Origin of the sequence: Pelagibacterium halotolerans B2 (assembly GCF_000230555.1) — a bacterium.
In the GTDB taxonomy this organism is placed as follows: Bacteria; Pseudomonadota; Alphaproteobacteria; order Rhizobiales; family Devosiaceae; genus Pelagibacterium; species Pelagibacterium halotolerans.
The window spans coordinates 975193-1000140 of record NC_016078.1; the positions used below are offsets into that span (position 1 = coordinate 975193).

Here is a 24948-nt window from a genome sequence, read left to right on the forward strand (position 1 = left end):
ATAAGTCCAGACCCTAGTTGCTTCCGGGAGGAGTGGGGACGATGACAGTTCCCTCCGAAGACGTGCCGCCGGTCGTGCCTCCGCCGGGCAGGGGAACGATCGGGCCCGTCGGTTCGGGAACCGGGGATGGTGTCGGCGCAGCGGGCGCGGGCGTCGATGCCTGAACCACCGGTGTTGGACTTGTCGTGCCGCGCGGCTGCGCCTCTGGCAGGTCGAGCACGTTCTGGAAGCCCGCTCCCGTCTGCGGCAGGATGATCGTTCCCGGCGTTCCGATGAACGGCGAGGCACGCCATGGCTGGAACACCGGATCGCGCAGCCGCATGGCAAACATCATCTCGAGCAGCTCGCGCTCGGAAGCGGTCCGGTCGCACAATTGCAGTCCGATGACCACAGAGCCGCGCGTCACCCGGCCCGTCGTTGCGGTCTCGGGCTCGATCCGTTGGCGGGCATAGACGCATTTGTCGCCGGTCGGTGCACCGCCGACCGCATAGCCGAAAGGGCCATAATAGTTCTGGACGTAGAACGGCGAGACCATCATCGAGACCTCGGGGAAAGCCTCCGAGGCCTGGGTATAAAGGTCCTGATTGTCGGCCACTGGGTCGCCGAGTTCACCGAAATTCCCGTCGCCGCCCCGCGTCAGATAGCGTGTGATGGTGACGTGATTTTCCCCCGGCGTGCGCGCATTCGAAGCCAGAGCGATCTCCTGGCGCACCGCATTGGCATAATTGGTTTCGACAACGGAGATCATCGCCGGTCCGCCCGGCGGGGGGAAGATCATGGCGTCGTGAAGAGGCACGGTGGTCGCCGTACGCGGCGTCTGGACCTGCGTTGTCGAACACCCGGCCAGCAAGAGCCCGGCAATTGCGAGCGCCCCCACGCCGGTAAATCGACCGCGCTGCGAAGCCCGCGCCATTATTCGGGAAATCCTGGTGCCCTGGCCTTGGGCGTGTGCAAAACCATGCACCATGGTCGGGGGTCCGCAAACTAACTGCAACGCGCTTTCGACGCATCAGGACGTGCCCCCGCCGCAGGCGGCCGCCCGGCCTCATGCCCTCGACACCATGTCGCCCCCAATGGCCACACAATGGCCCCGCGAAGTGTCGATTCCTGACACATTATCGCGCAAACCCGGGCCTGACCAGACACCGGTAGCGGCTTTATACAAAAGAGATTTTGCGATCCGGAACCCTAGAGCAGCAGAAACGCCGTCCCGATCGCGCCGACGGCAATACACAGGGCCAGCATCAACTCGAACCGTGTCGGTCTTTGCCCGTCCGGCCCGTGTTCCCGCCGCGCCCGTTCTTCGATCTTTTTGAGCGATCCGGCGATCCAGAACGCAGCGACTTCCCGTTCACCGGTTGTACCGGCAACAAACCATTCATGACGTGCAACATCGTCCATGGCGCAAACCTTTCTAGTTTACAATCCGGCGCACCATTCTGTGCGCGGTCTAGAAATGCTCGCGAAGCCTCGGGTGGTAAAGCAATGGCTGGAAACAGGCTCTATTGCCGCTAAAATTGCATCTATCGATTTTAACGCGCGCGTTAAGGGCCCCGCAATCGAGATTAAGCGGGGGTGAATGCGCTCAGTGGCGGTCTTGCTCCGCCCGCCACTCGACGTACCAGTCATCGGCAAGGGCGGCGCGGCGGCGGCCATATCGTGCCTCGGCCAGATCGGCCCCGACAATCCGCTCGGTACGGAAATGGCGGAAGGCGTTGCGAAGCGTGCACCATGCGGCGATGATTTGCTTGTTTTCGTAAAAGGCTATCTGCACGGGCCAGATCTCGCGCGCCGATGCATTGCCCTTTTCGTCCTCATAGTCGATGCGCAGGGCCCGCTCGGCGCGCATGGCCTTGCGCACCAGCGCCAGCAGGGGCAGCGGGTCGCGAACCGCCTCGACCCGGACCGGCCACAATCCGGTGTCGGAAATCCGGTCGCGCAGGTCCTCCGGGCTCGCCGTGGCGATCTTGCCCAATGCGTTGCGCGCGGCAGCCGAAAGCTCCACGTCGGGTTGCGCTTCGACCCAGCGTGCGCCCAGAACCAGCGCTTCGAGTTCGTCGGCCGAAAACATCAGCGGCGGCAGAAAAAAGCCCTGCCGCAGCATATAGCCGATCCCGGCTTCCCCCTCGATCGGCGCGCCGAGCCCGATCAGCGTCTGGATGTCACGATAAAGCGTGCGCACGGATACGCCCTGATCTTCGGCCAGTTGCGCTGCCGTCACCGGCAGCCGGTGGCGACGCAGGGCATCCATGATGGCAAATAGGCGTTCTGTCTTGTCCATGAGCGAAATTGCCTGCGAATCCGGTCCTTTGCGACGTTGCATTATAGGGACGGCACCACTATTGTCCGGCAAAATTTTGGACAGTCTGGATACCCCCTGATGAGCGACGATTCCTTCCTGCGCGAAGTTGAAGAAGAACTGCGCAGCGACAAGCTGAAAGCCTTCTGGCGCCGCTTTGCGCCGTTCATCATCGGCGGCGCCGTGCTGATCGTCCTGCTGGTTGCGGCCAACGAAGTCTGGAAGTGGTATCGCTCGAGCACTGCGGCCAACGCGTCCGACCAGTATTACGCCGCCGTCGAAATGGCCGAGAGCGGTGATGTCGCCAGTGCTCAGGCGGCGTTCGCCGAACTCGAGGCGAGCGGCCCGGCCGGCTATGCAGTTCTGGCGCGCTTCCAGCAAGCAGCGCTGTTGGCCGAGCAGGGCGATGCCGAAGCCGCGATCGCGGCGTATGACGCACTGGCCGCCAGTCTTGACCAGCGCCGCCTGCGTGAGCTCGCCTATGTTCTGGGCGGCTATCTCGCCGTCGATCATCTCGACGTCGGTGCCGTCGAGCAGCGCGTGGGCGGCCTGACCGGCGATGACAGCGCCATGCGCAACAGCGCCCGCGAAGCGCTGGGCCTGGCCCACTACAAGGCCGGCAATATCGAGGAGGCCCGCGCCAATTTCGAAGCGATGGCCGCCGATCCCAACGCCGGCCAGGATATCCAGTTGCGCGCCTTCATCTATCTTGAACAGCTCGCCTCGACCGGCGTGGACGTGAGCGAAGACCTTCTTGGGGCCACCGGCCCCATGGAGCCCGCAGAGCAGATAGACGTTCCCGCCGAAACCCCGAGCCTTGAAACGCTCGGCCAGCCGCTGGAAGCTGAACCCGAGCAATGAGCGCAAGCGTAACCGTTGCTATTGTTGGAAGACCCAACGTCGGCAAATCCACCTTGTTCAATCGGCTGGTGGGCAGGAAAATCGCCATCGTCGACGATACCCCCGGTGTGACGCGCGACCGTCGCGAGGGGCTGGGCCGCATCGGCGATCTGACCTTCACGCTGGTCGATACCGCCGGCTATGAAGATGCAAATGACGACAGTCTCGAAGCGCGCATGCGCCGCCAGACCGAGATGGCCATCGCCGAAGCCGACGTCATCTTGTTCATGATCGACGCCCGCGCCGGCTTGACCCCAACCGACGAGCATTTCGCCCGGCTTCTGCGCAAGGCCGACAAGGATATCCATGTTATCGGCAACAAGGCCGAGGGCAAGGCGGCCGAACCGGGTCTGATGGAGGCTTATGCGCTTGGCTTTGGCGAAGCCATTCCGCTTTCAGCCGAGCACGGGCTTGGCCTCGCCGACCTCTATTCGGTAATTTCTCAGGCGGTCGACAAGGCCGATGAAGCCAAGATCGCCGCCGCCGAAGCCGAGTTCGATTACGACATGGTGCAAAAGCCGGCGACCGATGTCGATGTGAACGAAGACGAGGGCGAAGACGAAGCGGGCGACACCGCGCCCATGCGCTGGAACCCCAACCGCCACCTCAACGTCGCCATCGTCGGCCGCCCCAACGCGGGCAAATCCACCCTCATCAACCGCATGGTGGGCGAGGAACGCCTTCTCACCGGCCCGGAAGCCGGCATCACCCGCGATTCCATAATGGTCCCGTGGGAATGGGAGGGGCGCGTCATCAACCTTGTCGATACCGCCGGTATCCGCCGCAAGTCCCGCGTGCAGCAAAAACTCGAAAAGCTCTCGGTCTCCGACAGCCTGCGCTCCATCCAGTACGCCGAGATCGTCGTTCTGCTCCTCGATGCCACGATCCCGTTCGAAAAACAGGACTTGGCGCTGGCCGACCTTGTCGAGCGCGAAGGCCGCGCCATGGTCATCGCGGTCAACAAATGGGATCTGATCGAGGACAAGAACGCGAAAATCCTCGAATTGCGCGAACAGTGCGAGCGCCTGCTGCCCCAATTGCGCGGCATCCCGCTTGTCACCATGTCGGGCCTGCAGGGCCGCAACATCGACAAGCTGATGAAGGCGATTTTCGAGATCGAGCGGACCTGGAACGTCAAGATCCGCACCGCCAAGCTCAACCGCTGGCTCTCGGCGATGACAGAACACCACCCGCCCCCGGCGGTATCCGGCCGGCGCCTGAAACTGCGCTACATGACCCAGGCCAAGACACGCCCCCCCAGCTTCATCATCTTCGCCTCGCGCCCCGACGCTCTGCCCAAGGCCTATCAGCGCTATATCGTCAACGGCCTGCGCGAGGACTTCAAACTTCCCGGCACGCCGATCCGCCTCTGGGTCCGCGGCGGCAAGAACCCTTATGTCGATGACGACGGCAAGTAGAAATTGAAAAGGCCGGGTTCAACCCGGCCTTTTCCTTTTGAAAACTTGCAGTCCTAAAGCGGTTCAGGGTTTCGCTGAATCGGAAGCCTGCTCACCTCTCCCTTTGGGGGAGAGGTCGACGCGAAGCGGCGGGTGAGGGGGCCTTGGCAGCGGTGGTTAAAGGGGCCCCCTCACCCGGTCCTTCGCATAGGCTCAGGCCCGACCTCCCTCCCAAAGGGAGAGGTGAAGTCCGCACTTGTCTTGCTTCGGTGAAGACCTGAAATGCCCTAAAGTGGCTCTTCGCCCTTGAGCACATCCACCCGCATTCCCGTCCTGTCATAGGCCGGCGAGACCAGGTCGACGATCCTGGGCGCCACCTCATCGGGCGAGGGCAGGGTCTTGGGGTCTTCGCCGGGCATCGCCTTGGCGCGCATGGCGGTGCGGACCTGGCCGGGATAAAAGATATTGGCTTTCACTTCAGTGATTGCCATTTCCCCGGCATAGGCTTTGACCATGGCGTCCAGCGCCGCCTTGGACGCCGCATAAAGTCCCCAATAGGGCTTGGCCGACAGTGCCGCGCCTGAGGAAATGAACACCGCGCGCCCGGAGTCGGACTGGCGCAACAAAAGATCGAGCGAGCGGATCAGCCGGTAATTGGCCTCCACATTGACCGCAAAGACATTGGCGAAATCCTTCGGTGCGACATGGGGCAGGGGGCTCAATACGCCCAGTGCGCCCGCATTGCCGATCAGCCCGTCGAGCTGGCCCCAGCGCTCGAAAATCGCAGCGCCCAGCCGGTCGATCGCTTCGCCGTCGGTCAGGTCCATGGGCACCAGGGTCGTCGCAGACCCCAGCGCCTGGATGTCGTCATCGAGATCTTCGAGCCCGCCCACGGTGCGCGCCACGGCGATAACGTGCGCGCCGCGTGAGGCGGCATTCTTGGCGGCGGCATAGCCCAGCCCGCGCGAGGCCCCGGTCACCAGCACCACGCGGCCGGCAAGGTCTTTGGTATCGGTCATGCTATACGGCTTCTCTCAGCATCGAAATCTGCTTGGGGTCGTTCTTGTCGCGGCCCTCCAGATCGGTGAGCGGCGTGGGATAGTCGCCGGTGAAATAATGGTCGGTGAACTGGGGCGCCTTGGCGTTGCGCTTTTCTCCGCCCACGGCGAGATAGAGCCCGTCGATCGACAGGAACTCCAGCGAATCCGCGCCGATATAGCGGCACATGTCGTCCAGCGTCGCATACTGGTTGGCCAGCAGCTTGTCGGGATCGGGCGTGTCGATGCCGTAATAATCCGAATGATAGATCATCGGGCTGGCCACGCGAATGTGCACTTCCCTGGCCCCCGCATCGCGGATCATCTGCACGATTTTCAGCGAGGTCGTGCCGCGCACGATGGAATCGTCGACAAGCACGACCCGCTTGCCCTCGATCACCGCGCGGTTGGCCGAATGCTTGAGCTTGACGCCCAGCGCCCGGATCGACTGGGTCGGCTCGATAAAGGTACGGCCCACATAATGATTGCGGATGATCCCGTATTCGAACGGGATGCCCGATTGCTGCGCATAGCCCAGCGCCGCCGGTGTGCCGCCATCGGGAACCGGAACGACCACATCGGCTTGGACCGGGCTTTCCTTGGCCAGGTTGATGCCCATGGATTTGCGCGCCGAATAGACCGAGCGCCCCGCCACAACCGAATCCGGCCGCGCGAAATAGACATATTCGAAAAGACAGACCCGTTCGGGCTTCGCCTTGAACGGCTTGAAGCTGTCGATGGAAATCGAGCCGTCCTTTTGAATTTCGCAAACGATCACTTCGCCATTTTCGACGTCGCGCACGAATTTCGCGCCGATGATGTCGAGGGCGCAGCTTTCCGAGGCAAAGATCGGCTTGCCGTCGAGATCGCCAAGCACAAGCGGGCGGATGCCGTTGGGGTCGCGCGCGCCGATCAGCTTGGTGCGCGTCATGGCGACCATTGCATAGGCCCCCTCGATAGCGCCCAGCGCATCGATGAACCGATCGGCCGACCGTGTGCGCTGGGACCGCGCAATCAGATGCAGCACCACTTCGGTGTCCGAGGTGGACTGGCAGATCGCGCCTTGTGCGATCAGGCGCTTGCGTAGGCTCAGCCCGTTGGTGAGGTTGCCGTTATGTGCAATGGCGATGCCGCCGACTTCGAGCTCGGCAAACAGCGGCTGCACGTTGCGGAGCACCGTCTCGCCCGTCGTGGAATAGCGCACATGGCCCATGGCGATGTTGCCGGGCAGCCGGCCCAGCGTCGCGGCATCGGTAAAGTGGTCGCCGACAAGTCCCAGATGGCGCTCGGAACTGAAGCGCTTGCCGTCGAAGGAGACGATGCCGGCGGCTTCCTGTCCGCGGTGCTGCAGGGCGTGCAGCCCCAGCGCGGTCAACGCCGCCGCGTCGCTGTGCCCCAAAATGCCGAACACGCCGCACTCTTCGCGCAGCGTGTCGCCGTCCATCTCGAGGGCAAGTCCTGTCAGGTGATCGCCTGTCGTCGCGTGGAGCGTGCTCAAATTATCCACCATTGATGCGAGGACATAAAAGGAGCGGTCCGCAAAGCCCACCGCGCTTCGCAAAAAATCGCTCCGTAAGTCGGGGGCTTACGCTCCCCGACCATGCAAGTCAACATAGGCGTGTACCGTCTGCGGCGATATCACACTCCGTTGATCGTCGCCGGAGGCTCCGGTGTGGCCGCCGGCTGGGGATCGTTTGCGCCCTCGTCATTGATGACGGGGTCTTCCATCGGATTGGTCCCCTGCAGCAGGTCGTTGACCTGCTCTTCGAGATTTTCGGGCAGAAGCGAGATAAGTCCGTCACCCAGCGAGCGTAAGGTCGGCAGCGATTGCGCTTCGCCATACCAGGGCAGGTTGGGCGGATTTTCCCCGATAAGCCAATCGGCGAAGATCACCACGACCACCGCGATCAGGATGCCGCGCAGCGCGCCGAACACAAAACCGAGCGTACGGTCGAGCGGGCCTAGCTTTGAATCGGTGATGAAATCGCCGATCTTCATGGTCAGAAGATGCAGGATGATCAGCGCCAGGATGAAGCTCACCACCACCGTGGCGATATTGGCCCACAGCGGATCGGCCACGAATTCCTGCGCAATCTGGGGCTGGTAGAAGAACATGTATGCCGCAAACGCTGCGGCACCTGCCCAGGTGACCAGCGAAAGCACTTCGCGGGTCAGTCCGCGCGCCGTCGCCAGCAGCGCGGAAATCAGAACGAGAATTCCGACGGCAATGTCGAAAGCGGTCAGCATGGGGGACGGTTCTCCAGCAAGCCCTGTTTGACTGTCCGTTTAGCGGTTAAATGTGGCAAAGCCAAGCGATTGCATGGGATTTCCAAGGCTTACCTTATCCCGATGCCCACAACTCAGTCCGCTTCGGCCATGTTGCGTTCGCCCGCTGCTGCGATCCGTCCCACCAGTTCGGCCAGCGCCGAAAATTCGTTCAGCGCCACCCCGTCCGTGCGCTCGGAGGCGTTGAGCTTGGCCGTATGCACCGATCCGAACCCCAGCTTGGCCGCCTCGCGCACCCGCAGATTGGCATGAACAACCGGGCGAATGCCGCCCGAAAGGCTGACCTCGCCGAAATAGACCGCATCGGCGGGCAGAGGGGAATTGGTGAGCGAGGAAATCAGCGCCGCCGCCACGGCCAGATCGGCGGCAGGCTCGTTGACCTTGAGGCCCCCCGCAACGTTGAGATAGATGTCGTTGGCCCCGATCCGCACCCCGCATCGCGTTTCAAGCACCGCCAGCACCATCGAGAGCCGCGAGGAATCCCAGCCCACAACGGCCCGGCGCGGCGTGCCGAGCGGGGAGGGGGCCACCAGCGCCTGGATTTCCACGAGCACCGGACGCGTGCCCTCGACCCCGGCGAACACCGCCGATCCCGCCGCTCCGGAATCGCGTTGGTCCAGAAACAGCGCCGAGGGGTTGGGCACTTCGCGCAAACCCGAGCCCACCATCTCGAACACGCCGATCTCGTCGGTCGCGCCATAGCGGTTCTTGACTCCGCGCAGGATGCGGTAGGTGAGCGAGGTATCGCCCTCGAAATAAAGCACCGCATCGACCATGTGCTCGACCACCCGCGGTCCGGCGATCTGCCCGTCCTTGGTGACATGCCCCACCAGCACCACCGCCGAACCCGATTTCTTGGCAAACCGTGTCAGCGCCTGAGCCGAGGTGCGCACCTGCGTCACCGTGCCCGGCGCGCTCTCCACCCGTTCGGTCCAGCAGGTCTGGATGGAATCGATGATCACCAGATCGGGCGCCTTGCCCTTTTCGATGGTGGCGAGGATGGTCTCCACATGGGTTTCGCTGGCCAGTTCCACCGGCGCATCGGCGACGCCGAGCCGAGCGGCGCGCAGCCGCACCTGCGCAATAGCCTCTTCGCCCGAAATATAGATCACCCGTTTGCCCTGCCGCGCCAGCGAAGCGGCCGCCTGCAACAGCAGCGTGGATTTGCCGATCCCCGGATCGCCACCCACGAGGATCGCCGAACCCATGACGAACCCGCCACCCAGCACGCGGTCCAACTCGCCATTCTTGCTCTCGATGCGGATCGCGTCTTCGCTTTCCCCGGAAAGCGGCACCAGTTCCACCGGGCGCCCCGATGCCACCGCAGCCTTGGGCCCGGCCCCCACGCCGGAGGTCGCGACCTCCTCGACGATGGAGTTCCACTCCCCGCACGCCTCGCACCGCCCCGCCCAGCGAGGGGTCACGTTGCCGCAGGATTGGCAGACATAGCTGGATTTCAATTTGGCCAAACAAGATCCCCCGGAATCGGAGAGACCCTACAATCGGACCAGGCTTCAATCAAGAACAAATTGAGAACAAATCTCAATCGAGCGATACGCCGTCCGGCACATTGATATAGCTGCGCGGAAAGCGCCCATTCAGCGTCGTCAGCACTTCGTACCCGATCGTCCGCGCCGCGTCGGCGACGTCGTCGATTGAAATATTGGGACCGAGGATTTCCACCGGATCTCCCGGTTGCACCAACCCTTGCACATCGGTGATGTCGATGGCCGTCATGTCCATCGAGATCCGCCCCAGCACCGGAACGATGGTGCCGTTGACGGCAACGCGTCCGCCCATTTGCCCCCCAATGCCCGAAAGCCCGCGGAAATACCCGTCCGCATAGCCCAGCGCCATGATGGCGATGCGCGTGTCGCGGCGCAGGCGATAGGCGGCGCCATAGCCCACGGTTTCCCCGATCCGCGCGTCCTTGATCTGCAGGATCGGCACATCCATCGAAATGACCGGCGCCATCGGGTTGGGCCGCCCGTTGATGGCGCGCCCGCCATACATGGCAATGCCGGGCCGCACGAGATGGTAGTGATAATCCTTCGAACTCATCACCGCCGCCGAATTGGCGATTGAGGCGGGAACGTCCGGGAAATGATTGAGCAGGCCCTGAAACAGCCCGTTCTGCTTGCGGGTCATCTCGTGGCTCGGCTGATCGGCGCAGGCGAAATGGCTCATGATCATCTGCGGTTCGAACCCGGACTGTTTCAATTCCCGCGCGACGAGTTCGGCCTCTTTCATGCGAAATCCCACCCGGTTGAACCCGGTGTCGAAATGCAGCGCCGCCGGAGCCGCCTTGCCCCTGTTGAGGCAGAAATCGAGCCATTCGGTTAACTGGCTCATCGAGGCGAGCACCGGCATCAGCCCGTGCGCCGCATAATCGGCTGCCGTGCGCGGGATCAGCCCGTCGAGAACGAAAATGAACGCATTGGGGATCGCCTCGCGCAGCACCACGCCCTCATCGGGCGTCGCAACGAAAAAGAACCGCGCCCCGGCCTTGTAAAGCGCCCGGCCCACCGTTTTCGCGCCCGTGCCATAGCCATCGGCCTTGAGCACGGCCCCGGTCAGCGATTTGCCCGATACCGTATCGAGCGCCTTCCAGTTGCGCACGATGGCATCGAGGTCGATGGTGATGCCGCCACCGAGAATGCTCTTTGAACTGGTCATGACGTCCGCCGAATCCCTTCCGGTCTGGCGTAGCGCGAAACCGACGGGCGCGGCAAGCCGGGCTACTCGCCTCTGGTGGGCAGATAATCCTCGCGCGCCAGGTTCGAGAAGCGTGTGAGGTTGGCCTGGAAGTGCAACTGCACGGTGCCCGTGGGGCCGTGGCGCTGCTTGGCGATGATCACTTCGGCCCGGCCATGCACCTTTTCCATCTCGGCCTGCCATTCGAGATGTTCCTGCGTGCCTTCCTTGGGCTCCTTGTTGCCCAGATAATATTCCTCGCGATAGACGAACAGCACCACGTCGGCGTCCTGCTCGATCGAGCCCGATTCACGCAGATCGGCGAGCTGGGGATGCTTGTCCTCGCGGTTTTCCACCTGACGCGAAAGCTGGGACAGGGCGATGATGGGAACCTCGAGCTCCTTGGCCAGCGCTTTGAGGCCCGTGGTGATCTCGGTCAATTCCTGCACGCGATTCTCGCCGGCCTTTTTCGAACCCGACAAGAGCTGGAGGTAGTCGACGATCAGCAGGTCGAGCCCCTTCTGGCGCTTCAAACGCCGGGCACGTGCAGAAAGCTGGGCGATGGAGATGCCGCCCGTATCGTCGATATAAAGCGGCACCTGCGCCATGATATTGGAGGTGTCGACGAGCTTGGTGTACTGGCTCTCGTGAATATTGCCACGCCGTATGTCAGACGAGGAAATTTCCGATTGCTCGGCCAGAACACGGGTGGCGAGCTGTTCGGCGCTCATTTCGAGCGAAAAGAACCCGACTACCCCGCCATTGACGGTCTTCATGTGTCCGTCCGGGGTCGGCTCGGCCTTGTAGGCTTTGGCGACGGAAAACGCGATATTGGTGGCCAGCGATGTCTTGCCCATGGCCGGACGCGCCGCAAGGATGATCAGATCCGAGCGCTGAAGCCCGCCCATCAGCCGGTCGAGATCGGTCAGTCCCGTGGCGGTGCCCGAAAGCGATCCGTCGCGCGAATAGGCTTCGCCCGCCATGTTGATCGCTTCGATGAGCGCCTGGTTGAACCCCTGGAAACCGCCATCGTAGCGGCCCTTTTCGGCCAGGTCGAACAGCCGCTTTTCGGCCTCCTCGATCTGGATCTGGGCCGAGCTTTCCACATCGGCGTTATAGGCGGTGTCCATCACCTCCTCACCGATCAGGATCAGATTGCGCCGGATCGCAAGGTCATAGATCGCCTGCCCGTAGTCCGCGGCGTTGAGGACCGTGGTCGCCTCCGCCGCCAGCCGCGCCAGATATTGCGCCATGGTGACGCCTTCGAGCAGATCGTCGGGCAGGTATGTCTTGGCGGTCACCGGGGTCGCTGTCTTGCCCGCCCTGATGATCTTGCCGCAGACCTCGAAGATCGCCCGGTGAATCTGCTCGTAGAAATGATCGGGCTCGAGAAAGTCCGAGACGCGATAGAACGCTTCGTTGTTGACCAGAATCGCGCCCAGCAACGCCTGTTCCGCCTCGATATTGTGCGGAGCGGTCTTGTACTTGGCTTCGGATTCGGTCGTGACGGGCGCGAGCCGCCTCACAGCTTCCATAACGCTCTCTTGGGATTGGTGTTCACACTCTCTTAACCCGAGCGAGGCCCGATGCAAGAAAGAATACGCCTTCCGATTCTATCAGATTCGCGTCGTGTGATTTCTACAAAATGCGGGGATAACTTTCCCCGCGCCTCGACAAACAAAAAGGCCGGGCGCAGGGCCCGGCCTCTTCGATTCGACTGAACAGAGGCGCTTATGCGTCCTGCTGACGCTCGATTTCCTCGGCCGCAGCGGCGGCTTCGCCCTGCGTTGCCTCGTAGTCTTCGTCTTCCATGTCGGCGAGGGAGACGAATTCTTCTTCCTCGTCGTTATAGTCCTTGCGGGCCAGGTTTTCGCCGGCGGCCTGACGCTCGGCTTCGTCTGCCGAACGGGCGACGTTGACGGTGATCTTGACCGCAACTTCGGCGTGCAGGTTCAGCGCGACTTCATGCAGGCCGACAGTCTTGATCGGGCCTTCGAGGTCGACCTGATTGCGTTCGATCTTTTCGCCATCGGCGAGAAGCGCGTCGGCGATATCGCGGGCCGAGACCGAACCGTAAAGCTGGCCGGTTTCGCCGGCCTGACGCACCATCACGATGGTCTTGCCGTCGAGCGAAGCGGCGTTCTTTTCAGCTTCCGAACGGCGTTCGGCGTTGCGTGCTTCGATGGTCTGGCGTTCGGCTTCGAACTTGGCGCGATTGGCTTCCGAAGCGCGGAGCGCCTTGCCCTGCGGCAGAAGGAAGTTGCGGGCAAAACCGTCCTTGACGGTCACTTCGTCGCCGATGGTGCCCATGCGGCCCACGCGTTCGAGAAGGATAACTTTCATTTGTTTTCTCCAATGCTGTCCCGCCTGAAGGAGGCGGTTAGAGGGCCGGACCGATTTCCAGCCCCCAGCGAATGCAGCGATCGCTGCTTATTTCACCGCGTAGGGCAGAAGGCCCAGGAAACGCGAGCGCTTGATGGCACGGGCCAACTCGCGCTGCTTCTTGGCCGAAACGGCCGTGATGCGCGAGGGCACGATCTTGCCGCGTTCGGAAACATAGCGCTGCAGCAGGCGGACATCCTTGTAGTCGATGACCGGTGCATTGGCGCCCGAGAACGGGCAGGTCTTGCGGCGGCGCTGGAAGGGGCGACGGGTCTGGGACTGGGTAAGATCACGAATAGCCATAACTCATCTACTCCTTAGAAGCGGCGCGGGCCGCGGGGACGGTCGCCACCGGGGCGGTCGTCGCGATCACGCTTCTGCATCATCACCGAAGGGCCTTCCTCATGCTCATCCACGCGGATGGTCATGAAGCGCAGCACGTCTTCGTTGATGCGCATCTGGCGCTCCATTTCGGCAACGGCGGTGGCCGGCGCTTCGATGTTGAGCAGCGTGTAATGCGCCTTGCGGTTCTTGTTGATGCGGTAGGAGAGCGACTTGACCCCCCAATATTCCGACTTTGCGACCTTGCCGCCGTTTTCGGCCAGAAGGTCGGTATAGGTCTTGGTCAGGTCTTCGACCTGCTGCGCGGAAACGTCCTGCCGCGACAGAAAGATATGCTCATAAAGGGGCATAGAATGCCTTTCTCACTTTTTACGTCAAAAAGCATCGCCGGCGCGGAGCCTCCTTGTAGCCATGGAAAGGCGACAAAGGTTCTACTAAAGAGCGGGAACACGGGAGGCCGGACCAGCAAACTATCGGTCCATTGTTCCTTGCGTTTGTGACACAACAAACAACCCTCCGTTCAGCCCCCGGCCAAACGAATGCTGGCGTCATCTATAGCGGATGGGTGCCGATTGCAAGGCTTTCCTTGGCGCCCCAGCATGGCCATGTTAACGTGCATCGCAAATGCAACGCATGAGGTCAGTCATGAAAACCGCGACATTCCCCTCGCTGCGCGTCGATCCCGAACTGCGCAAGGCGGCCGACGATATTCTCAAAGAGGGTGAATCTCTCTCATCTTTTATCGAAAATGCCGTAAAGCGAGCTGTCGAGCTTCGGAAAATGCGTCAGGAGTTTCACGCGCGCGGACTGACAGCCCTGCGTGAAGTTGAAGAAGGTGCCCCCACCTTTTCCGCTGACGAGGTTCACGCAGGGTTGGAGGCGATTGTTTCGCGAGCGGAACGGGGAGAGTGAATTATCGCATCGAATACGCCGCGCCCGCCCGCCGTGACATCGAACGCCTGGTGGACTTTCTGGCGAGCAAAGATCCAGCCGCGGCCCGCCGGGCGCTCAATGCAATTCTCGATGCAGTAAAGGTCCTGGAAATGTTTCCATTCAGCACCCGTACCGTCGAAGGTGGAAATCCGTTCGTCCGGGAGTTGGTCATCAGCTTCAGCAATTCCGGATATGTCGCTATGTATGCTGTTCGTGGCGAACTCGTCACCATCCTCGCCATCCGTCACCAGCTCGAGGACGATTATCTATGACCGACCTCCCCAAAAAACTCAGCCGCCCCGCCGCCGGCGCTCTCGATCACGCGGGCATAAAAACCCTCGAAGATCTCGCCAAACTCTCCCGGAAAGAATTCCTCGCCCTGCACGGTGTCGGCCCGGCGTCGCTGCCGACCGTCGAGGCCGCCATGAAGCGGGCCGGGCTGGACTTCGCACAGAAATAGCGGTCCTTTCCTGCGCTTCGCCTTGACTTGGCCCGGTTTTGCGGGCACCTCGCCCGCCAACCAGCGGCAGGGCGCTTGCCATTGACCATCAGCACCCCCAAATTGCCGCCAGAAGAAGAATTGCGCGAGAGGACGTCATGACCAAACCGGCCTTCACCTTTCCCGGACAGGGCAGCCAGGCTGTCGGCATGGGGCACGACCTTGCCCAGGCCTATCCCGAGGCCCGCGCCGTCTTCGAGGAAGTCGATGATGCGCTTGGTCTCGCGCTTTCGAAAATCATGTTCGAAGGCCCCGAGGACACGCTGCGCCTTACCGAAAACGCCCAGCCCGCATTGATGGCCGCCTCCATCGCCGTCATCCGCGTGCTTGAAGCCAATGGCGTCTCCGTCGCCGACACCGCCAGCTATGTCGCCGGTCATTCGCTCGGCGAATATTCGGCCCTTTGCGCCGCCGGCACCTTTTCGCTCTCGGACACGGCTCGTCTGCTTCAGACCCGTGGCCGCGCCATGCAGCAGGCCGTGCCGGTCGGGCAGGGCGCCATGGCCGCCATCCTCGGTCTGGAAATGGACGCTGTCCGCGAAATCGCCGCTTCTGCCGCCGAAGGCTCGGTCTGCGATGTCGCCAACGACAATTCCCCGGGCCAGGTGGTGATTTCCGGCGATGCCAGCGCCATCGAGCGTGCCATGGAACTGGCCAAGGCCCGCGGCGCCAAGCGCGCCCTGCCGCTCCCGGTCAGCGCTCCGTTCCATTGCGCGCTCATGGAGCCCGCCGCCGAAGCCATGGAAGCGGCGCTTGCCATGGTCGATATGAAAGCTCCGGCGGTGCCCCTCGTCGCAAATGTGCTCGCCGCTCCCATCACCGACCCCGCCGAAATTCGCCGTCACCTCGTCGAACAGGTCACCGGTATGGTGCGTTGGACAGAATCGGTGACCTGGCTCACCGGCGAGTGCGGCGTCACCGAACTGTACGAGCTGGGCACCGGCAAGGTTCTCACCGGGCTTGCCAAGCGCATCAACAAGGATGTCGCTGCCCAGGCCATCGGCACTCAGGCCGATATCGAAGCCTTTCTGGCCGCTCGAAACTAAAAGAACGAGGAGAGCACCACTATGTTCGATCTTTCCGGAAAACGCGCCCTCGTCACTGGCGCCAGCGGCGGCATCGGTTCGGCCATCGCCAAAGCCCTCGCGAGCCAGGGCGCCGAAGTGGCCCTCAGCGGCACCCGCGTCGGAGCCCTCGAAGAGGTGGCAAAGGACATTTCGGGCAAAAAGCACATTCTGCCCTGCAATCTCTCCGACCTCGATTCGGTCGAGCGCCTCGTGCCCCAGGCCGAGGACGCCATGGGCGGCGTCGATATCCTGGTCAACAATGCCGGCATGACCCGCGACAATCTCTTCATGCGCATGAAGGACGAGGAATGGGACGACGTCCTCAAGATCAACCTGACGGCCCCCTTCCATCTTACCCGCGCCGCCATCAAGGGCATGATGAAGCGCCGCTTCGGCCGCATCATCTCGATCACTTCGGTTGTCGGCGTGGTCGGCAATCCCGGGCAGGGCAACTATGCCGCGTCAAAGGCCGGTCTGGCCGGTATGAGCAAGGCATTGGCCTATGAAGTGGCCAGCCGCGGCATCACGGTAAACACCATCGCTCCGGGCTTCATCGCTTCGGCAATGACCGATGAACTCAACGACAAGCAGCAGGAAACCATCCTGCAGAAAGTCCCTGCCGGCCGCCTCGGCACCGCCGACGAGATCGCCTCGGCTGCCGTGTTCCTCTCCACCGAGGGCGCCGCCTACATCACCGGCCACACCCTGAACGTGAACGGTGGAATGGTGATGATCTGACCCGTGAAAGGGCTTGCCAAGTTTGGCGTTGGCGATATGGTCATCGGAAAAAAAGTGTGATAGTTGCCCCCGCACGTTGTGGCCGGAAGAAAGACGAGAACGGCTCAAAGCCAGCAAATTCCGCCGCTGCTCACAAGGGAGCCGATTGGCTAATCCGCCGCTGCCCGCAAAGGCAGAGCGTCAAACAACGAATTCATTAGTCTGCAAAAAAGGAAGACACTATGAGCGACATCGAAGATCGCGTCCGTAAGATCGTCGTGGAGCATTTGAACGTCGAAGCCGACAAGGTCGCTGAAAAGGCCAGCTTCATGGATGATCTGGGGGCGGATTCGCTCGATCAGGTCGAACTCGTGATGGCCTTTGAAGAAGAATTCGGCGTGGAAATCCCTGACGACGCCGCCGAGTCCATCCAGACTTTCGGTGACGCCGTCGCCTTCCTCACCAAGGCCACTGCATAATCGGCCCAGCCGGTTAGCTTTACGCCCATGAAAATGCGCCGCGTCGTCGTCACCGGTCTGGGGATTGTCAGCCCTTTGGGCGTGGGTCACCAGACCGTATGGTCAAATATCCTCGCGTCCAAATCCGGCGCGCAGCGTGTTACCGACTTTGAGGTTGGCGATCTGGCCTGCCAGATCGCCTGCCGCATTCCCATGGGCGATACCGCCGAGGGCAAATTCAATCCCGACGATTGGATGGAGCCCAAGGAACAGCGCAAGGTCGATCCATTCATCGTCTTTGCCATGGCGGCGTCCACCCAGGCCCTTCGCGATTCCGGCTATGAGGCAAAAACCCTCGAACAGCAGGAACGTACAGGCGTCCTCATCGGTTCGGGCATTGGCGGGGTCGGGGGCATTTACGATGCCTCGATCACCCTCGCCGAAAAGGGCCCGCGTCGCATCAGCCCCTTCTTCATCCCCGGCCGTCTCATCAATCTCGCGTCCGGCTATGTCTCGATCGAGCATGGGCTCAAGGGCCCCAACCACTCGGTCGTCACGGCCTGCTCGACTGGCGCTCACGCCATCGGCGATGCGGCCCGCCTGATCGCCCTCGACGATGCCGACGTGATGGTGGCCGGCGGCGCAGAATCCCCGATCAACCGGCTTTCTCTGGCCGGGTTTGCCGCCTGCCGCGCGCTCTCGACCGGCTTCAACGACACGCCCGAAAAGGCATCGCGCCCCTATGACAAGGACCGCGACGGGTTCGTTATGGGCGAAGGCGCCGGTATTGTCGTTCTCGAGGAATACGAGCACGCCAGGGCCCGCGGCGCCCATATCTATGGCGAAGTGATCGGCTATGGCCTTTCGGGCGATGCGCACCACATCACAGCGCCCGCAGACGATGGCAATGGCGGCTTCCGCTCCATGTCCGCTGCTCTCAAACGCGCCGGGATCACCGCTGCCGATATCGATTATATCAACGCCCACGGCACCTCGACCCCGCTCGGCGACGAGATCGAACTTGGCGCCGTCACCCGCCTTCTGGGCGAGGCGGCACCCAATGTTGTGATGAGCTCCACCAAATCCGCTGTCGGCCACCTGCTCGGCGCCGCCGGCGCTGTCGAAGCGATCTTCTCGCTGCTGGCCATGCGCGACAATATCGCTCCGCCGACCATCAATCTCGACAACCCTTCGGTTCAGACCGTGATCAATCTGGCCCCGCACAAGCCGGTGGAAAAGGAAATCAACGTCGCGCTGTCCAATTCCTTCGGCTTCGGCGGCACCAATGCGTCCCTGATCTTCTCAAAGGTCACCTGGTAAGGGACCCCATACTTTCCGGTCGTCGTCCTCGGACTTGACCCGGGGACCTGCCACCTCTCCGCTGCCACGGCAGAAGTGGCTGCAAACGCCGGCTCAGCGCCCCCAATCCCCCATTTGACCCTTGTTTTCGCCCGATTTTTTGGCCCATATGACCGTGCGGCCCATGCGGATTCGCACGCATAGACTATCCTTGATATGACGGGCCCAAGACCCGCGCCAGACCGAAGGGACGGAACTCGACCGTATGGCCGACCGCAAGAAAAAGAACCGCCGCCGTTCGTCCAATGGCTTTTTCGAGGCCCTCAATGGCCTACTGACCCTCATTCTGCTCGCCCTTCTCGGCGTCGCTGGCGTATTCATCTACGGCGTAACGGTCTTTAACGCCGAAGGACCGTTCGATGAGGACCGCAGTTTCGTCGTGGAATCCGGCAATGTCCTCGGCACCGTCGCCTCGCGCCTTGAGGAACAGGGGTTCATTTCCAACGCCGACGTCTTCAATTACGGCTCACGTCTTCTGCGCCGCGGCAATGACCTGCGGGCGGGCGAATTCAACATCGCCGCTGGCTCCTCCATGCTCGATATCATCCAGGAGCTGACCGAGGGCACGCCCATCCAGCATCAGGTCGTGGTCCCCGAGGGGTTCACCTCCTGGCAGGTTGTCGAGCGCGTCAACGCCGACCCCGACCTGACCGGAAACATCGAAGTCCTGCCGCCCGAAGGCAGCCTGCTGCCCGGTGCCTATTCCTATCGCCGCGGCGACACCCGCCAGTCGGTGATCGACGCCATGACCGCCGCTATGGACGAGGCGTTGGCCGAGATCTGGGCGGGCCGCGACGAGGACCTGCCCATCGACGATCCCGCCGATCTGGTCATTCTCGCCTCCATTGTGGAGCGCGAAACCGGCCTGGCCAGCGAACGGCCCCAGGTTGCCGCCGTGTTCGTCAACCGGCTCCGGGTCGGCATGCGCCTTCAGTCCGACCCCACCATCATCTACGGCATCACGCTGGGGCAGGGGGCGCTGGGGCGCGGCCTGCGCCGTTCCGAAATCGATCAGGTCACGCCCTATAACACCTATCAGATCGATGGCCTGCCCGCCGGACCCATCGCCAATCCGGGCATCGATTCCCTGCGCGCCGTCGCCCACCCCGACGAGCACGATTATCTCTATTTCGTCGCCAAAGGCGCTGTACCCTCCGATGGTCACGTCTTTGCCGAAACCTATGCCGAGCATCAGCAAAATGTCGCTGCCTATCGCGAAATCGAGCGCCAGGCCGCCGAGGACGCCGCCGATGCCGAAGCGCAGGCTGAAATGGACGCCATAGAGGCCGAGGAGGCCGCCGAGGCGGGCGATCCGGCAGCCGAAGAACCCGCAGCCGAAAGCCAGTAGGGATGGGACAGCCACTCGCTTCGATGACCGGCTTCGGGCGCGCCAGCGCCCAGAGCGATGGCTATTCCATCCTCGTGGAAATCAAGTCGGTCAACGGGCGCGGTCTGGATATCCGCTCGCGGCTGTCGCCCGGCCTTGACGTTCTCGATGGCGATATCCGCCGCATGGTCGGCGAGAAGCTGGCCCGAGGTTCGGTCTCGATCTTCATCAACCTCCAGCGTCACGCCGCCGATGCCGATCTTGTGGTCAATGAGCGCGCCCTCGATCGCGTTCTCAATCTGATCGAGAGCCTCGAAAAGCGCATCGACGCCCGCAAGCCCTCCATCGAAGCCATCCTTGCCCTAAAGGGCGTCATGGAGGCCGAAGAGCCGCAACTGACCCCGGACCTCGAAGAGCGCCTGCACGCAGCGGTGCTCGACTGTCTCGGCGTAGCGCTCAACGCCCTCGTCGAATCCCGCCGCGCCGAAGGCGCGCGCATCGGCGCCGTCATCGCCCGGCATATCGAGGAAATCGCTGTCCTCGCCGATGCCGCGCGCGCCCATCCGGCCCGCTCGCGCGAGGCCATCCTCGCCCGCCTGAGTGAGCAGGTCGCAACGCTCCTCGATGCCGAAAAGGGCTTGTCCGAAGAGCGCCTGCACCAGGAAGCGGCGCTGCTGGCCACCAAGGCCGATATTGCCGAGGAACTAGACCGCTTCACCGCCCACGTCACCGCCGCCCGCGATCTTTTGGGCAAGGGTGGCCCGGTCGGTCGCAAGCTCGATTTCCTCAGCCAGGAATTCAACCGCGAGGCCAATACGCTCTGCTCGAAAAGCAATGATGTGAGCCTGACCGCCATCGGACTTGACCTCAAGGCGGCTATCGATCAGTTACGGGAGCAGGTCCAGAATCTGGAGTAGTCCGGAAGACGCCGGACGGATGAGGGCAGGGAATACGACAATGATGGATTTTGCGCGCCGCGGCGTCATGCTGGTGATCGCTTCGCCGTCGGGGGCCGGGAAATCCTCGATCTCGCGCCAATTGTTCGCTCAGGATCCCAACATCCGCCTGTCCGTCTCGATCACCACCCGCACCCGCCGCACCGACGAGATCGACGGCACCCATTATCATTTCATCGACGTCCCCACCTTCGAGAAGATGCGCGACCGGGGCGAGCTGCTCGAATGGGCCGAGGTCCACGGCAATTATTACGCCACCCCCCGCGAAAAGGTCGAGGAACGTCTCTCGACCGGCAAGGATATCCTGTTCGATATCGACTACCAGGGCACGCTGCAGCTCTATGAGAACTGCCGCGAGGACATGGTCACGGTTTTCATCCTGCCCCCCTCGATTGCCGAATTGCGCGCCCGCCTCGAACGCCGCGCCCAGGACAGCGTCGGCACCATCGAAAAGCGCCTGCGCAACGCCCGCAAGGAGATGGAGCACTATTCGGAATACGATTACGTGCTGGTCAACGAAGACCTCGAACAATCGGTGCAGATGGTCCGCTCCATCCTCGCCAGCGCCCGCCTCCAGCGCGGCCGCCAGACAAAGCTCGAAGGCTTTGTCGATGAGTTGAAAGCCCAGATCGACGCTTTGGGTTAGCCTGCCATCTTGATGGCAGGTTGATCGGAACCTATATTGGAGGCCTCATATAGGGAGGCGCCAATGGCTCAACCTCAACTGTCCGTCCGCTCCAGCAAGGCCCGCGATCTCGCCCACCGCCTGGCGCAGCGCGAAAACCGTACGATCGCCGAAGTGGTCGAACGGGCGCTCGAAGCCTATGAAATCAGGGAAACCGGGCAGGAACCGGCAGCGGATTTCTTCAGGCGCTTGAACGCAGAATGCAGTACTGATGTGGATCTCGACAAAGTGCTGGCAGAAATTCGCAAACCCTACAAAGGTATCGACCTTTGATCTTCGTCGATACCAACGTCATGTCCGAGCCGCTGAAGAAAGTGCCTGATCGCGCCGTTATGCACTGGCTCGATACTCATGATTCTGAAATCGTGATTTCGAGTGTCGTCATTGCTGAACTTGCTTTTGGCATTGAGAGAATACGGCCGGATGAGCGAGCGAAACGGCTTGAAGAAGGGCTGTTTCGCATCCGGCAGCGCTATAGCAGCCGCATTTTCACCTTCACCGAAGAGGCCGCGATGGCCTATGGCACGATCGTGGGACAATTGGCGCGCCGCGGTCGGAACCTGACTGCATTTGACGGCATGATTGCCGCCATCGCGCTGGTCAATGGTGGCCGCCTCGCCACCCGCAACATCCGCGATTTCGAAACCACCGGCCTTGATCTGGTCTCGCCCTGGGCTGCCTAGCCCCGCAGTTTAGCCACTTCCCGCGCCATCGCGATATAGGTCGAAACCGGAAGCGTTTCCGCCCGCTCGTCGCCCTTGAGGCCGACAGCGCCAAACAGCGCCTCAAGCGGCACACCCAGCCCCTTCAAACTCTGGCGGATCATCTTGCGCCGCTGGCCGAACGCATGCCGCGTCACCTCTTCCAATGCCCGCACCGGCACGTCGGTCTCCACCTGTTTGGGCACAATGTGTACAACTGACGAGGTCACCTTCGGTGGTGGCGTAAAGGCGTTGCGATCGAGGTTCATGGCGATCCGCGCGTCGCCGCGCCATCCCGTCAGCACTCCCAGCCGTCCATACGCCTTGTCGCCGGGCCTCGCCACGATTCGCTCGGCGACCTCGCGCTGAAACATCAGCGTCAGGCTCTCGAACCACGCGGGCCAGGGCTCCTGCGACAACCAGCCGGTCAAAAGCGGGGTGGCAATATTGTAGGGCAGGTTGGCGACGATCTTCGTCCGGCCCTCGGCCAGCACCCGATAGTCGATCTCCAGCGCATCGGCCGAAATTACCTCGAGCCTGCCTCGATAGGCCTGGGAAATCTGTGCAAGGGCAGGCAGCGCCCGTTCGTCGCGCTCTATGGCGATGACCTTTTTCGCTCCCGCCGCCAGCAGAGCCCGCGTCAGCCCGCCGGGCCCCGGCCCCACCTCGATCACCGTGACATCGGTCAGATCGCCTGCACTGCGCGCGATCCGCGCCGTCAGGTTCAGATCGAGCAGGAAATTCTGCCCCAGTTCCTTTTTCGCACGCAGCCCATGCTCCGCGATCACTTCACGAAGCGGCGGTAAACTATCGATCTGACTCATGAAATTGCGTCCGCCAGCCGTATCGCCGCCAGCATGGAGTTGGGCGAAGCCTTGCCCGTTCCCGCCAGCGAGAATGCAGTGCCGTGGTCGGGCGAGGTGCGCACGATAGGCAGTCCGAGCGTCACGTTGACCCCCGCGTCGAAGGCCACCGTCTTGATCGGGATCAGTGCCTGATCGTGATACATCGCCACAACACAATCGTAATTGCGCCAGTGCGGCGGATAGAAAAGCGTATCGGCCGACAAGGGCCCGAACACGTCGATCCCCTCGGTCCGCAGTGCGGCCAGTGCGGGAATGATTGTCTCGACCTCTTCAGTCCCGATCATCCCATCTTCTCCGGCATGCGGATTGAGCCCTGCCACGCCGATCTTTGGGGCGGCGATGCCGAATCGGGCCGCAAGGTCGCGCGCGATCACGCGGATGGTATCAAGGATCAATTGATGCGTGATTTGTCCCGGAACGTCGGCCAGCGGGATATGAATGGTCAGCGGCACGCAGCGCAGATCGTCATGCGCCAGCATCATCACGGGCAGGGGCGTGAAGTCGTCCTCGGCGCAAAGCGCGGCAAGAAATTCGGTGTGCCCGGGATATTCGAATCCGGCCCCATAAAGCGCTGCCTTGTGTATGGGCGCCGTAACCACGCCCCGAAACGCCCCCGCCTGCACCGCCTCGACGGCCTGTGCAATGGCCCCGACCACCACGGGCGCCGTATTGGGATCGGGCTCGCCGGGCGTATCGTCGACATCCCCGGCAATATCGATCACCGGCAGGGCGGTTTCAAACGCTGCCGCTGCCTCGCGGGCCGCTACCGCCCTGACCTCGATATCGAGCCCGAGCCGGGCCGCCCGTGCGGCCAGAAAGCCGGCATGGCCGTAAACGGCAAAGACCGGCAGTCCAAGGGACCGCCGGTCGGCGTAAAGTTGCACGATGAGATCGGGACCGATGCCGGCAGGCTCGCCCATGGTGAGCGCAAGCGGGGTCACGGTCGCTCGCCTGCTAGCGGCGGATGATCGCGGCGTTGGCGCGCAGGCGCTCCAGATACGCCTCGGCTTCGGCCTGCAATGCGTCAGTGCCCGCTTCCTGGCGCAGTTCTTCGGTCAGGAAGGTCAGGTCCTGCGCCTCTGCCTTCTCGCAGATGGCCAGCATCGAAACGCCGTTCTCGACGACGCGCGGGCTGGAAATCTGCCCGACCGTGAGACCGGCCAGTTCGTTGGCAATGGCGTCTGGAAGCTGGGTTGCATGGCGCCGCCCCAGGTCGCGCACCGCGGCGTCGGTGAACTGGATGGCCAGATCGACCGCCGCATCGCACCCGGTATAGCGCCCGCGATACTGATTGGCTTCCGCGGTCCGGCGAGAGGCCGAAATGCCCGACCCCTGCGGAATGACGAACAGCACTTCCTTGAGGATATAATCGAACCCGAGCGCGGGGGTGACCTGCTCGGCCGCCTGCATTTCAAGGTCGAGTTCGGAAAGCTGGATACGCTGGCGCAACACCTGGGAAACCACCTGCTGCCAGGCGATGGCCGCCTCGAGCCGGTCGCGCAGACTGTCGGGATTGACCCCGTTCTGGGTCAGGATGCCGTTGAGGTTGGACACGCTTGAGCGCATGTTGGTGGCGATATCGGAAAAGGCTGAATCGACCTGCCCGTCCGAAACGCTGATGCCAAGGCGCGATGCCTCGGCCAGCTTGATCGCGTCGTCGATCAGAGAGTCTGTCGCCAATTGTATTCTTGCCGAATTGCTCGATCCCTGGCCCTCGAGACGCAGCAGATTGGCACGATCGTTGATCTGCTGGTCGGTGATCGGCTGGCCGTTGACGGTCACGCGCGCGCCCTGCGCCTGCGCTGCGACGGCCATCAAGGCCAGTCCCAGAGCCAGACAGATGCCAGCGGTTCTGAATGCGAGCCATTGTCTCATGTGTTCCGCTCCCTGAAAGCGTCTTTTAGAGCACTTCCAGGATAAGTGGAAACCACTTATCCGGTTCGGAAGCGCGACAAGATAAGGCATTGGAGCAGTTGACGCGATTCGAAGAAAAGCGGAAATGCTCCGGCCAAAGCCGTCCTCTAGCACAAATGCGGCCAAATT

At 62.4% G+C, this 24948-nt stretch carries 29 protein-coding genes; 14 read left to right on the forward strand and 15 right to left on the reverse strand.

Annotated features, from left to right (window positions below; genetic code table 11):
* Window positions 1-13: 13 nt before the first annotated feature.
* The 3 genes from bcsN to KKY_RS04805 all read right to left on the reverse strand — a co-directional run bounded on the left by bcsN (window position 14) and on the right by KKY_RS04805 (window position 2281).
* The gene (gene bcsN / locus KKY_RS04790; RefSeq protein WP_014130180.1) at window positions 14-913 is read right to left on the reverse strand and encodes a cellulose biosynthesis protein BcsN; all 900 of its coding nucleotides are present in this window, start codon (window positions 911-913) and stop codon (window positions 14-16) included.
* A gap of 275 nt (window positions 914-1188) precedes the next feature.
* Window positions 1189-1401: a hypothetical protein gene (locus tag KKY_RS04795; protein ID WP_014130181.1), complete on the reverse strand. Its 213-nt coding sequence runs from the start codon at window positions 1399-1401 to the stop codon at window positions 1189-1191.
* A 184-nt stretch (window positions 1402-1585) separates the two neighbouring features.
* Window positions 1586-2281 (reverse strand): helix-turn-helix transcriptional regulator, encoded by a 696-nt coding sequence (locus KKY_RS04805; protein WP_014130182.1) that lies wholly within the window; start codon window positions 2279-2281, stop codon window positions 1586-1588.
* 99 nt (window positions 2282-2380) lie between these two features.
* Between KKY_RS04805 and KKY_RS04810 the strand changes: the two genes are divergently transcribed.
* Together KKY_RS04810 and der are read left to right on the forward strand one after the other, a co-directional pair.
* Window positions 2381-3160, forward strand: a complete 780-nt coding sequence (locus tag KKY_RS04810) for a tetratricopeptide repeat protein (RefSeq protein WP_014130183.1) — start codon at window positions 2381-2383, stop codon at window positions 3158-3160.
* Window positions 3157-4617, forward strand: coding sequence for a ribosome biogenesis GTPase Der (der, locus tag KKY_RS04815; RefSeq protein ID WP_041528593.1), 1461 nt, complete (start codon window positions 3157-3159; stop codon window positions 4615-4617). The genes KKY_RS04810 and der overlap by 4 nt, the downstream gene beginning before the upstream one ends.
* A 266-nt stretch (window positions 4618-4883) precedes the next feature.
* Here the strand turns inward: der and KKY_RS04820 are convergent, their stop codons facing one another.
* The 9 genes from KKY_RS04820 to rpsF form a co-directional block, all read right to left on the reverse strand.
* Entirely contained in the window at window positions 4884-5615 is a 732-nt protein-coding gene (locus KKY_RS04820; protein ID WP_014130185.1) for an SDR family NAD(P)-dependent oxidoreductase, read from the reverse strand.
* 1 nt (window position 5616) lies between these two features.
* A complete protein-coding gene (purF, locus tag KKY_RS04825) occupies window positions 5617-7077 on the reverse strand; it encodes an amidophosphoribosyltransferase (protein ID WP_050811780.1) in 1461 nt (486 codons plus the stop codon).
* A 194-nt stretch (window positions 7078-7271) separates the two neighbouring features.
* Window positions 7272-7880, reverse strand: coding sequence for a CvpA family protein (locus KKY_RS04830; protein ID WP_014130187.1), 609 nt, complete (start codon window positions 7878-7880; stop codon window positions 7272-7274).
* A gap of 113 nt (window positions 7881-7993) precedes the next feature.
* Complete coding sequence (gene radA / locus KKY_RS04835) at window positions 7994-9388, reverse strand: DNA repair protein RadA (protein ID WP_014130188.1); 1395 nt, start codon at window positions 9386-9388, stop codon at window positions 7994-7996.
* Between the two features lie 73 nt (window positions 9389-9461).
* Window positions 9462-10595, reverse strand: a complete 1134-nt coding sequence (gene alr, locus KKY_RS04840) for an alanine racemase (RefSeq protein ID WP_014130189.1) — start codon at window positions 10593-10595, stop codon at window positions 9462-9464.
* Window positions 10596-10657: 62 nt separating this feature from the next.
* Window positions 10658-12148 (reverse strand): replicative DNA helicase, encoded by a 1491-nt coding sequence (locus KKY_RS04845; protein ID WP_014130190.1) that lies wholly within the window; start codon window positions 12146-12148, stop codon window positions 10658-10660.
* Between the two features lie 196 nt (window positions 12149-12344).
* Window positions 12345-12956, reverse strand: a complete 612-nt coding sequence (rplI, locus tag KKY_RS04850) for a 50S ribosomal protein L9 (protein ID WP_014130191.1) — start codon at window positions 12954-12956, stop codon at window positions 12345-12347.
* Window positions 12957-13043: 87 nt separating this feature from the next.
* Window positions 13044-13298, reverse strand: coding sequence for a 30S ribosomal protein S18 (rpsR, locus tag KKY_RS04855; protein WP_014130192.1), 255 nt, complete (start codon window positions 13296-13298; stop codon window positions 13044-13046).
* Window positions 13299-13312: 14 nt separating this feature from the next.
* Window positions 13313-13687 (reverse strand): 30S ribosomal protein S6, encoded by a 375-nt coding sequence (rpsF, locus tag KKY_RS04860; RefSeq protein ID WP_014130193.1) that lies wholly within the window; start codon window positions 13685-13687, stop codon window positions 13313-13315.
* Between the two features lie 295 nt (window positions 13688-13982).
* Here rpsF and KKY_RS04865 point away from each other — a divergent pair, with 295 nt between their 5' ends.
* The 12 genes from KKY_RS04865 (at window position 13983) to KKY_RS04920 (ending at window position 22021) form a co-directional block, all read left to right on the forward strand.
* Window positions 13983-14249, forward strand: coding sequence for a YlcI/YnfO family protein (locus KKY_RS04865; protein ID WP_014130194.1), 267 nt, complete (start codon window positions 13983-13985; stop codon window positions 14247-14249).
* On the forward strand, window positions 14246-14542 hold the full coding sequence (locus KKY_RS04870; protein WP_014130195.1) for a type II toxin-antitoxin system RelE/ParE family toxin: 297 nt from the start codon (window positions 14246-14248) through the stop codon (window positions 14540-14542). The genes KKY_RS04865 and KKY_RS04870 overlap by 4 nt, the downstream gene beginning before the upstream one ends.
* A complete protein-coding gene (locus KKY_RS04875; RefSeq protein ID WP_014130196.1) occupies window positions 14539-14730 on the forward strand; it encodes a helix-hairpin-helix domain-containing protein in 192 nt (63 codons plus the stop codon). Before KKY_RS04870 ends, KKY_RS04875 begins: the two co-directional genes overlap by 4 nt.
* A 137-nt stretch (window positions 14731-14867) precedes the next feature.
* Window positions 14868-15815, forward strand: coding sequence for an ACP S-malonyltransferase (gene fabD / locus KKY_RS04880; RefSeq protein WP_014130197.1), 948 nt, complete (start codon window positions 14868-14870; stop codon window positions 15813-15815).
* Between the two features lie 21 nt (window positions 15816-15836).
* On the forward strand, window positions 15837-16574 hold the full coding sequence (gene fabG, locus KKY_RS04885; RefSeq protein WP_014130198.1) for a 3-oxoacyl-[acyl-carrier-protein] reductase: 738 nt from the start codon (window positions 15837-15839) through the stop codon (window positions 16572-16574).
* Window positions 16575-16795: 221 nt separating this feature from the next.
* Complete coding sequence (locus KKY_RS04890; protein ID WP_014130199.1) at window positions 16796-17032, forward strand: acyl carrier protein; 237 nt, start codon at window positions 16796-16798, stop codon at window positions 17030-17032.
* A gap of 33 nt (window positions 17033-17065) precedes the next feature.
* Window positions 17066-18331 carry a beta-ketoacyl-ACP synthase II gene (fabF, locus tag KKY_RS04895; RefSeq protein WP_041529116.1) on the forward strand — a complete coding sequence of 422 codons (1266 nt, stop codon included), beginning with the start codon at window positions 17066-17068 and terminating at the stop codon, window positions 18329-18331.
* Between the two features lie 244 nt (window positions 18332-18575).
* Window positions 18576-19718 (forward strand): endolytic transglycosylase MltG, encoded by a 1143-nt coding sequence (mltG, locus tag KKY_RS04900; protein ID WP_014130201.1) that lies wholly within the window; start codon window positions 18576-18578, stop codon window positions 19716-19718.
* 2 nt (window positions 19719-19720) lie between these two features.
* On the forward strand, window positions 19721-20614 hold the full coding sequence (locus KKY_RS04905) for a YicC/YloC family endoribonuclease (protein WP_014130202.1): 894 nt from the start codon (window positions 19721-19723) through the stop codon (window positions 20612-20614).
* Between the two features lie 40 nt (window positions 20615-20654).
* Window positions 20655-21299 (forward strand): guanylate kinase, encoded by a 645-nt coding sequence (gene gmk, locus KKY_RS04910; protein ID WP_014130203.1) that lies wholly within the window; start codon window positions 20655-20657, stop codon window positions 21297-21299.
* Between the two features lie 63 nt (window positions 21300-21362).
* Window positions 21363-21611, forward strand: coding sequence for a type II toxin-antitoxin system VapB family antitoxin (locus KKY_RS04915; RefSeq protein WP_014130204.1), 249 nt, complete (start codon window positions 21363-21365; stop codon window positions 21609-21611).
* Window positions 21608-22021, forward strand: coding sequence for a type II toxin-antitoxin system VapC family toxin (locus tag KKY_RS04920; RefSeq protein ID WP_014130205.1), 414 nt, complete (start codon window positions 21608-21610; stop codon window positions 22019-22021). Before KKY_RS04915 ends, KKY_RS04920 begins: the two co-directional genes overlap by 4 nt.
* Here KKY_RS04920 and rsmA read toward each other — a convergent pair.
* From rsmA to KKY_RS04935, 3 genes are read right to left on the reverse strand one after another with little or no spacing between them, the layout of a single operon-like run.
* Window positions 22018-22863: a 16S rRNA (adenine(1518)-N(6)/adenine(1519)-N(6))-dimethyltransferase RsmA gene (rsmA, locus tag KKY_RS04925; protein WP_014130206.1), complete on the reverse strand. Its 846-nt coding sequence runs from the start codon at window positions 22861-22863 to the stop codon at window positions 22018-22020. The genes KKY_RS04920 and rsmA overlap by 4 nt on opposite strands.
* Window positions 22860-23846 carry a 4-hydroxythreonine-4-phosphate dehydrogenase PdxA gene (gene pdxA, locus KKY_RS04930; RefSeq protein ID WP_014130207.1) on the reverse strand — a complete coding sequence of 329 codons (987 nt, stop codon included), beginning with the start codon at window positions 23844-23846 and terminating at the stop codon, window positions 22860-22862. Before pdxA ends, rsmA begins: the two co-directional genes overlap by 4 nt.
* A 13-nt stretch (window positions 23847-23859) precedes the next feature.
* Entirely contained in the window at window positions 23860-24780 is a 921-nt protein-coding gene (locus tag KKY_RS04935) for a peptidylprolyl isomerase (RefSeq protein ID WP_014130208.1), read from the reverse strand.
* Between the last annotated feature and the right edge of the window lie 168 nt (window positions 24781-24948).

What these genes read in the sequence shown, in the direction of transcription:
- bcsN (WP_014130180.1), bottom strand. Translation starts at nt 913, where the DNA reads ATGGCGCGGGCTTCGCAGCGCGGTCGATTTACCGGCGTGGGGGCGCTC.
- KKY_RS04795 (WP_014130181.1), bottom strand. Translation starts at nt 1,401, where the DNA reads ATGGACGATGTTGCACGTCATGAATGGTTTGTTGCCGGTACAACCGGT.
- KKY_RS04805 (WP_014130182.1), bottom strand. Translation starts at nt 2,281, where the DNA reads ATGGACAAGACAGAACGCCTATTTGCCATCATGGATGCCCTGCGTCGC.
- KKY_RS04810 (WP_014130183.1), top strand. Translation starts at nt 2,381, where the DNA reads ATGAGCGACGATTCCTTCCTGCGCGAAGTTGAAGAAGAACTGCGCAGC.
- der (WP_041528593.1), top strand. Translation starts at nt 3,157, where the DNA reads ATGAGCGCAAGCGTAACCGTTGCTATTGTTGGAAGACCCAACGTCGGC.
- KKY_RS04820 (WP_014130185.1), bottom strand. Translation starts at nt 5,615, where the DNA reads ATGACCGATACCAAAGACCTTGCCGGCCGCGTGGTGCTGGTGACCGGG.
- purF (WP_050811780.1), bottom strand. Translation starts at nt 7,077, where the DNA reads ATGGACGGCGACACGCTGCGCGAAGAGTGCGGCGTGTTCGGCATTTTG.
- KKY_RS04830 (WP_014130187.1), bottom strand. Translation starts at nt 7,880, where the DNA reads ATGCTGACCGCTTTCGACATTGCCGTCGGAATTCTCGTTCTGATTTCC.
- alr (WP_014130189.1), bottom strand. Translation starts at nt 10,595, where the DNA reads ATGACCAGTTCAAAGAGCATTCTCGGTGGCGGCATCACCATCGACCTC.
- KKY_RS04845 (WP_014130190.1), bottom strand. Translation starts at nt 12,148, where the DNA reads ATGGAAGCTGTGAGGCGGCTCGCGCCCGTCACGACCGAATCCGAAGCC.
- rplI (WP_014130191.1), bottom strand. Translation starts at nt 12,956, where the DNA reads ATGAAAGTTATCCTTCTCGAACGCGTGGGCCGCATGGGCACCATCGGC.
- rpsR (WP_014130192.1), bottom strand. Translation starts at nt 13,298, where the DNA reads ATGGCTATTCGTGATCTTACCCAGTCCCAGACCCGTCGCCCCTTCCAG.
- rpsF (WP_014130193.1), bottom strand. Translation starts at nt 13,687, where the DNA reads ATGCCCCTTTATGAGCATATCTTTCTGTCGCGGCAGGACGTTTCCGCG.
- KKY_RS04865 (WP_014130194.1), top strand. Translation starts at nt 13,983, where the DNA reads ATGAAAACCGCGACATTCCCCTCGCTGCGCGTCGATCCCGAACTGCGC.
- KKY_RS04875 (WP_014130196.1), top strand. Translation starts at nt 14,539, where the DNA reads ATGACCGACCTCCCCAAAAAACTCAGCCGCCCCGCCGCCGGCGCTCTC.
- fabD (WP_014130197.1), top strand. Translation starts at nt 14,868, where the DNA reads ATGACCAAACCGGCCTTCACCTTTCCCGGACAGGGCAGCCAGGCTGTC.
- fabG (WP_014130198.1), top strand. Translation starts at nt 15,837, where the DNA reads ATGTTCGATCTTTCCGGAAAACGCGCCCTCGTCACTGGCGCCAGCGGC.
- KKY_RS04890 (WP_014130199.1), top strand. Translation starts at nt 16,796, where the DNA reads ATGAGCGACATCGAAGATCGCGTCCGTAAGATCGTCGTGGAGCATTTG.
- fabF (WP_041529116.1), top strand. Translation starts at nt 17,066, where the DNA reads ATGCGCCGCGTCGTCGTCACCGGTCTGGGGATTGTCAGCCCTTTGGGC.
- mltG (WP_014130201.1), top strand. Translation starts at nt 18,576, where the DNA reads ATGGCCGACCGCAAGAAAAAGAACCGCCGCCGTTCGTCCAATGGCTTT.
- KKY_RS04905 (WP_014130202.1), top strand. Translation starts at nt 19,721, where the DNA reads ATGGGACAGCCACTCGCTTCGATGACCGGCTTCGGGCGCGCCAGCGCC.
- gmk (WP_014130203.1), top strand. Translation starts at nt 20,655, where the DNA reads ATGATGGATTTTGCGCGCCGCGGCGTCATGCTGGTGATCGCTTCGCCG.
- KKY_RS04915 (WP_014130204.1), top strand. Translation starts at nt 21,363, where the DNA reads ATGGCTCAACCTCAACTGTCCGTCCGCTCCAGCAAGGCCCGCGATCTC.
- rsmA (WP_014130206.1), bottom strand. Translation starts at nt 22,863, where the DNA reads ATGAGTCAGATCGATAGTTTACCGCCGCTTCGTGAAGTGATCGCGGAG.
- KKY_RS04935 (WP_014130208.1), bottom strand. Translation starts at nt 24,780, where the DNA reads ATGAGACAATGGCTCGCATTCAGAACCGCTGGCATCTGTCTGGCTCTG.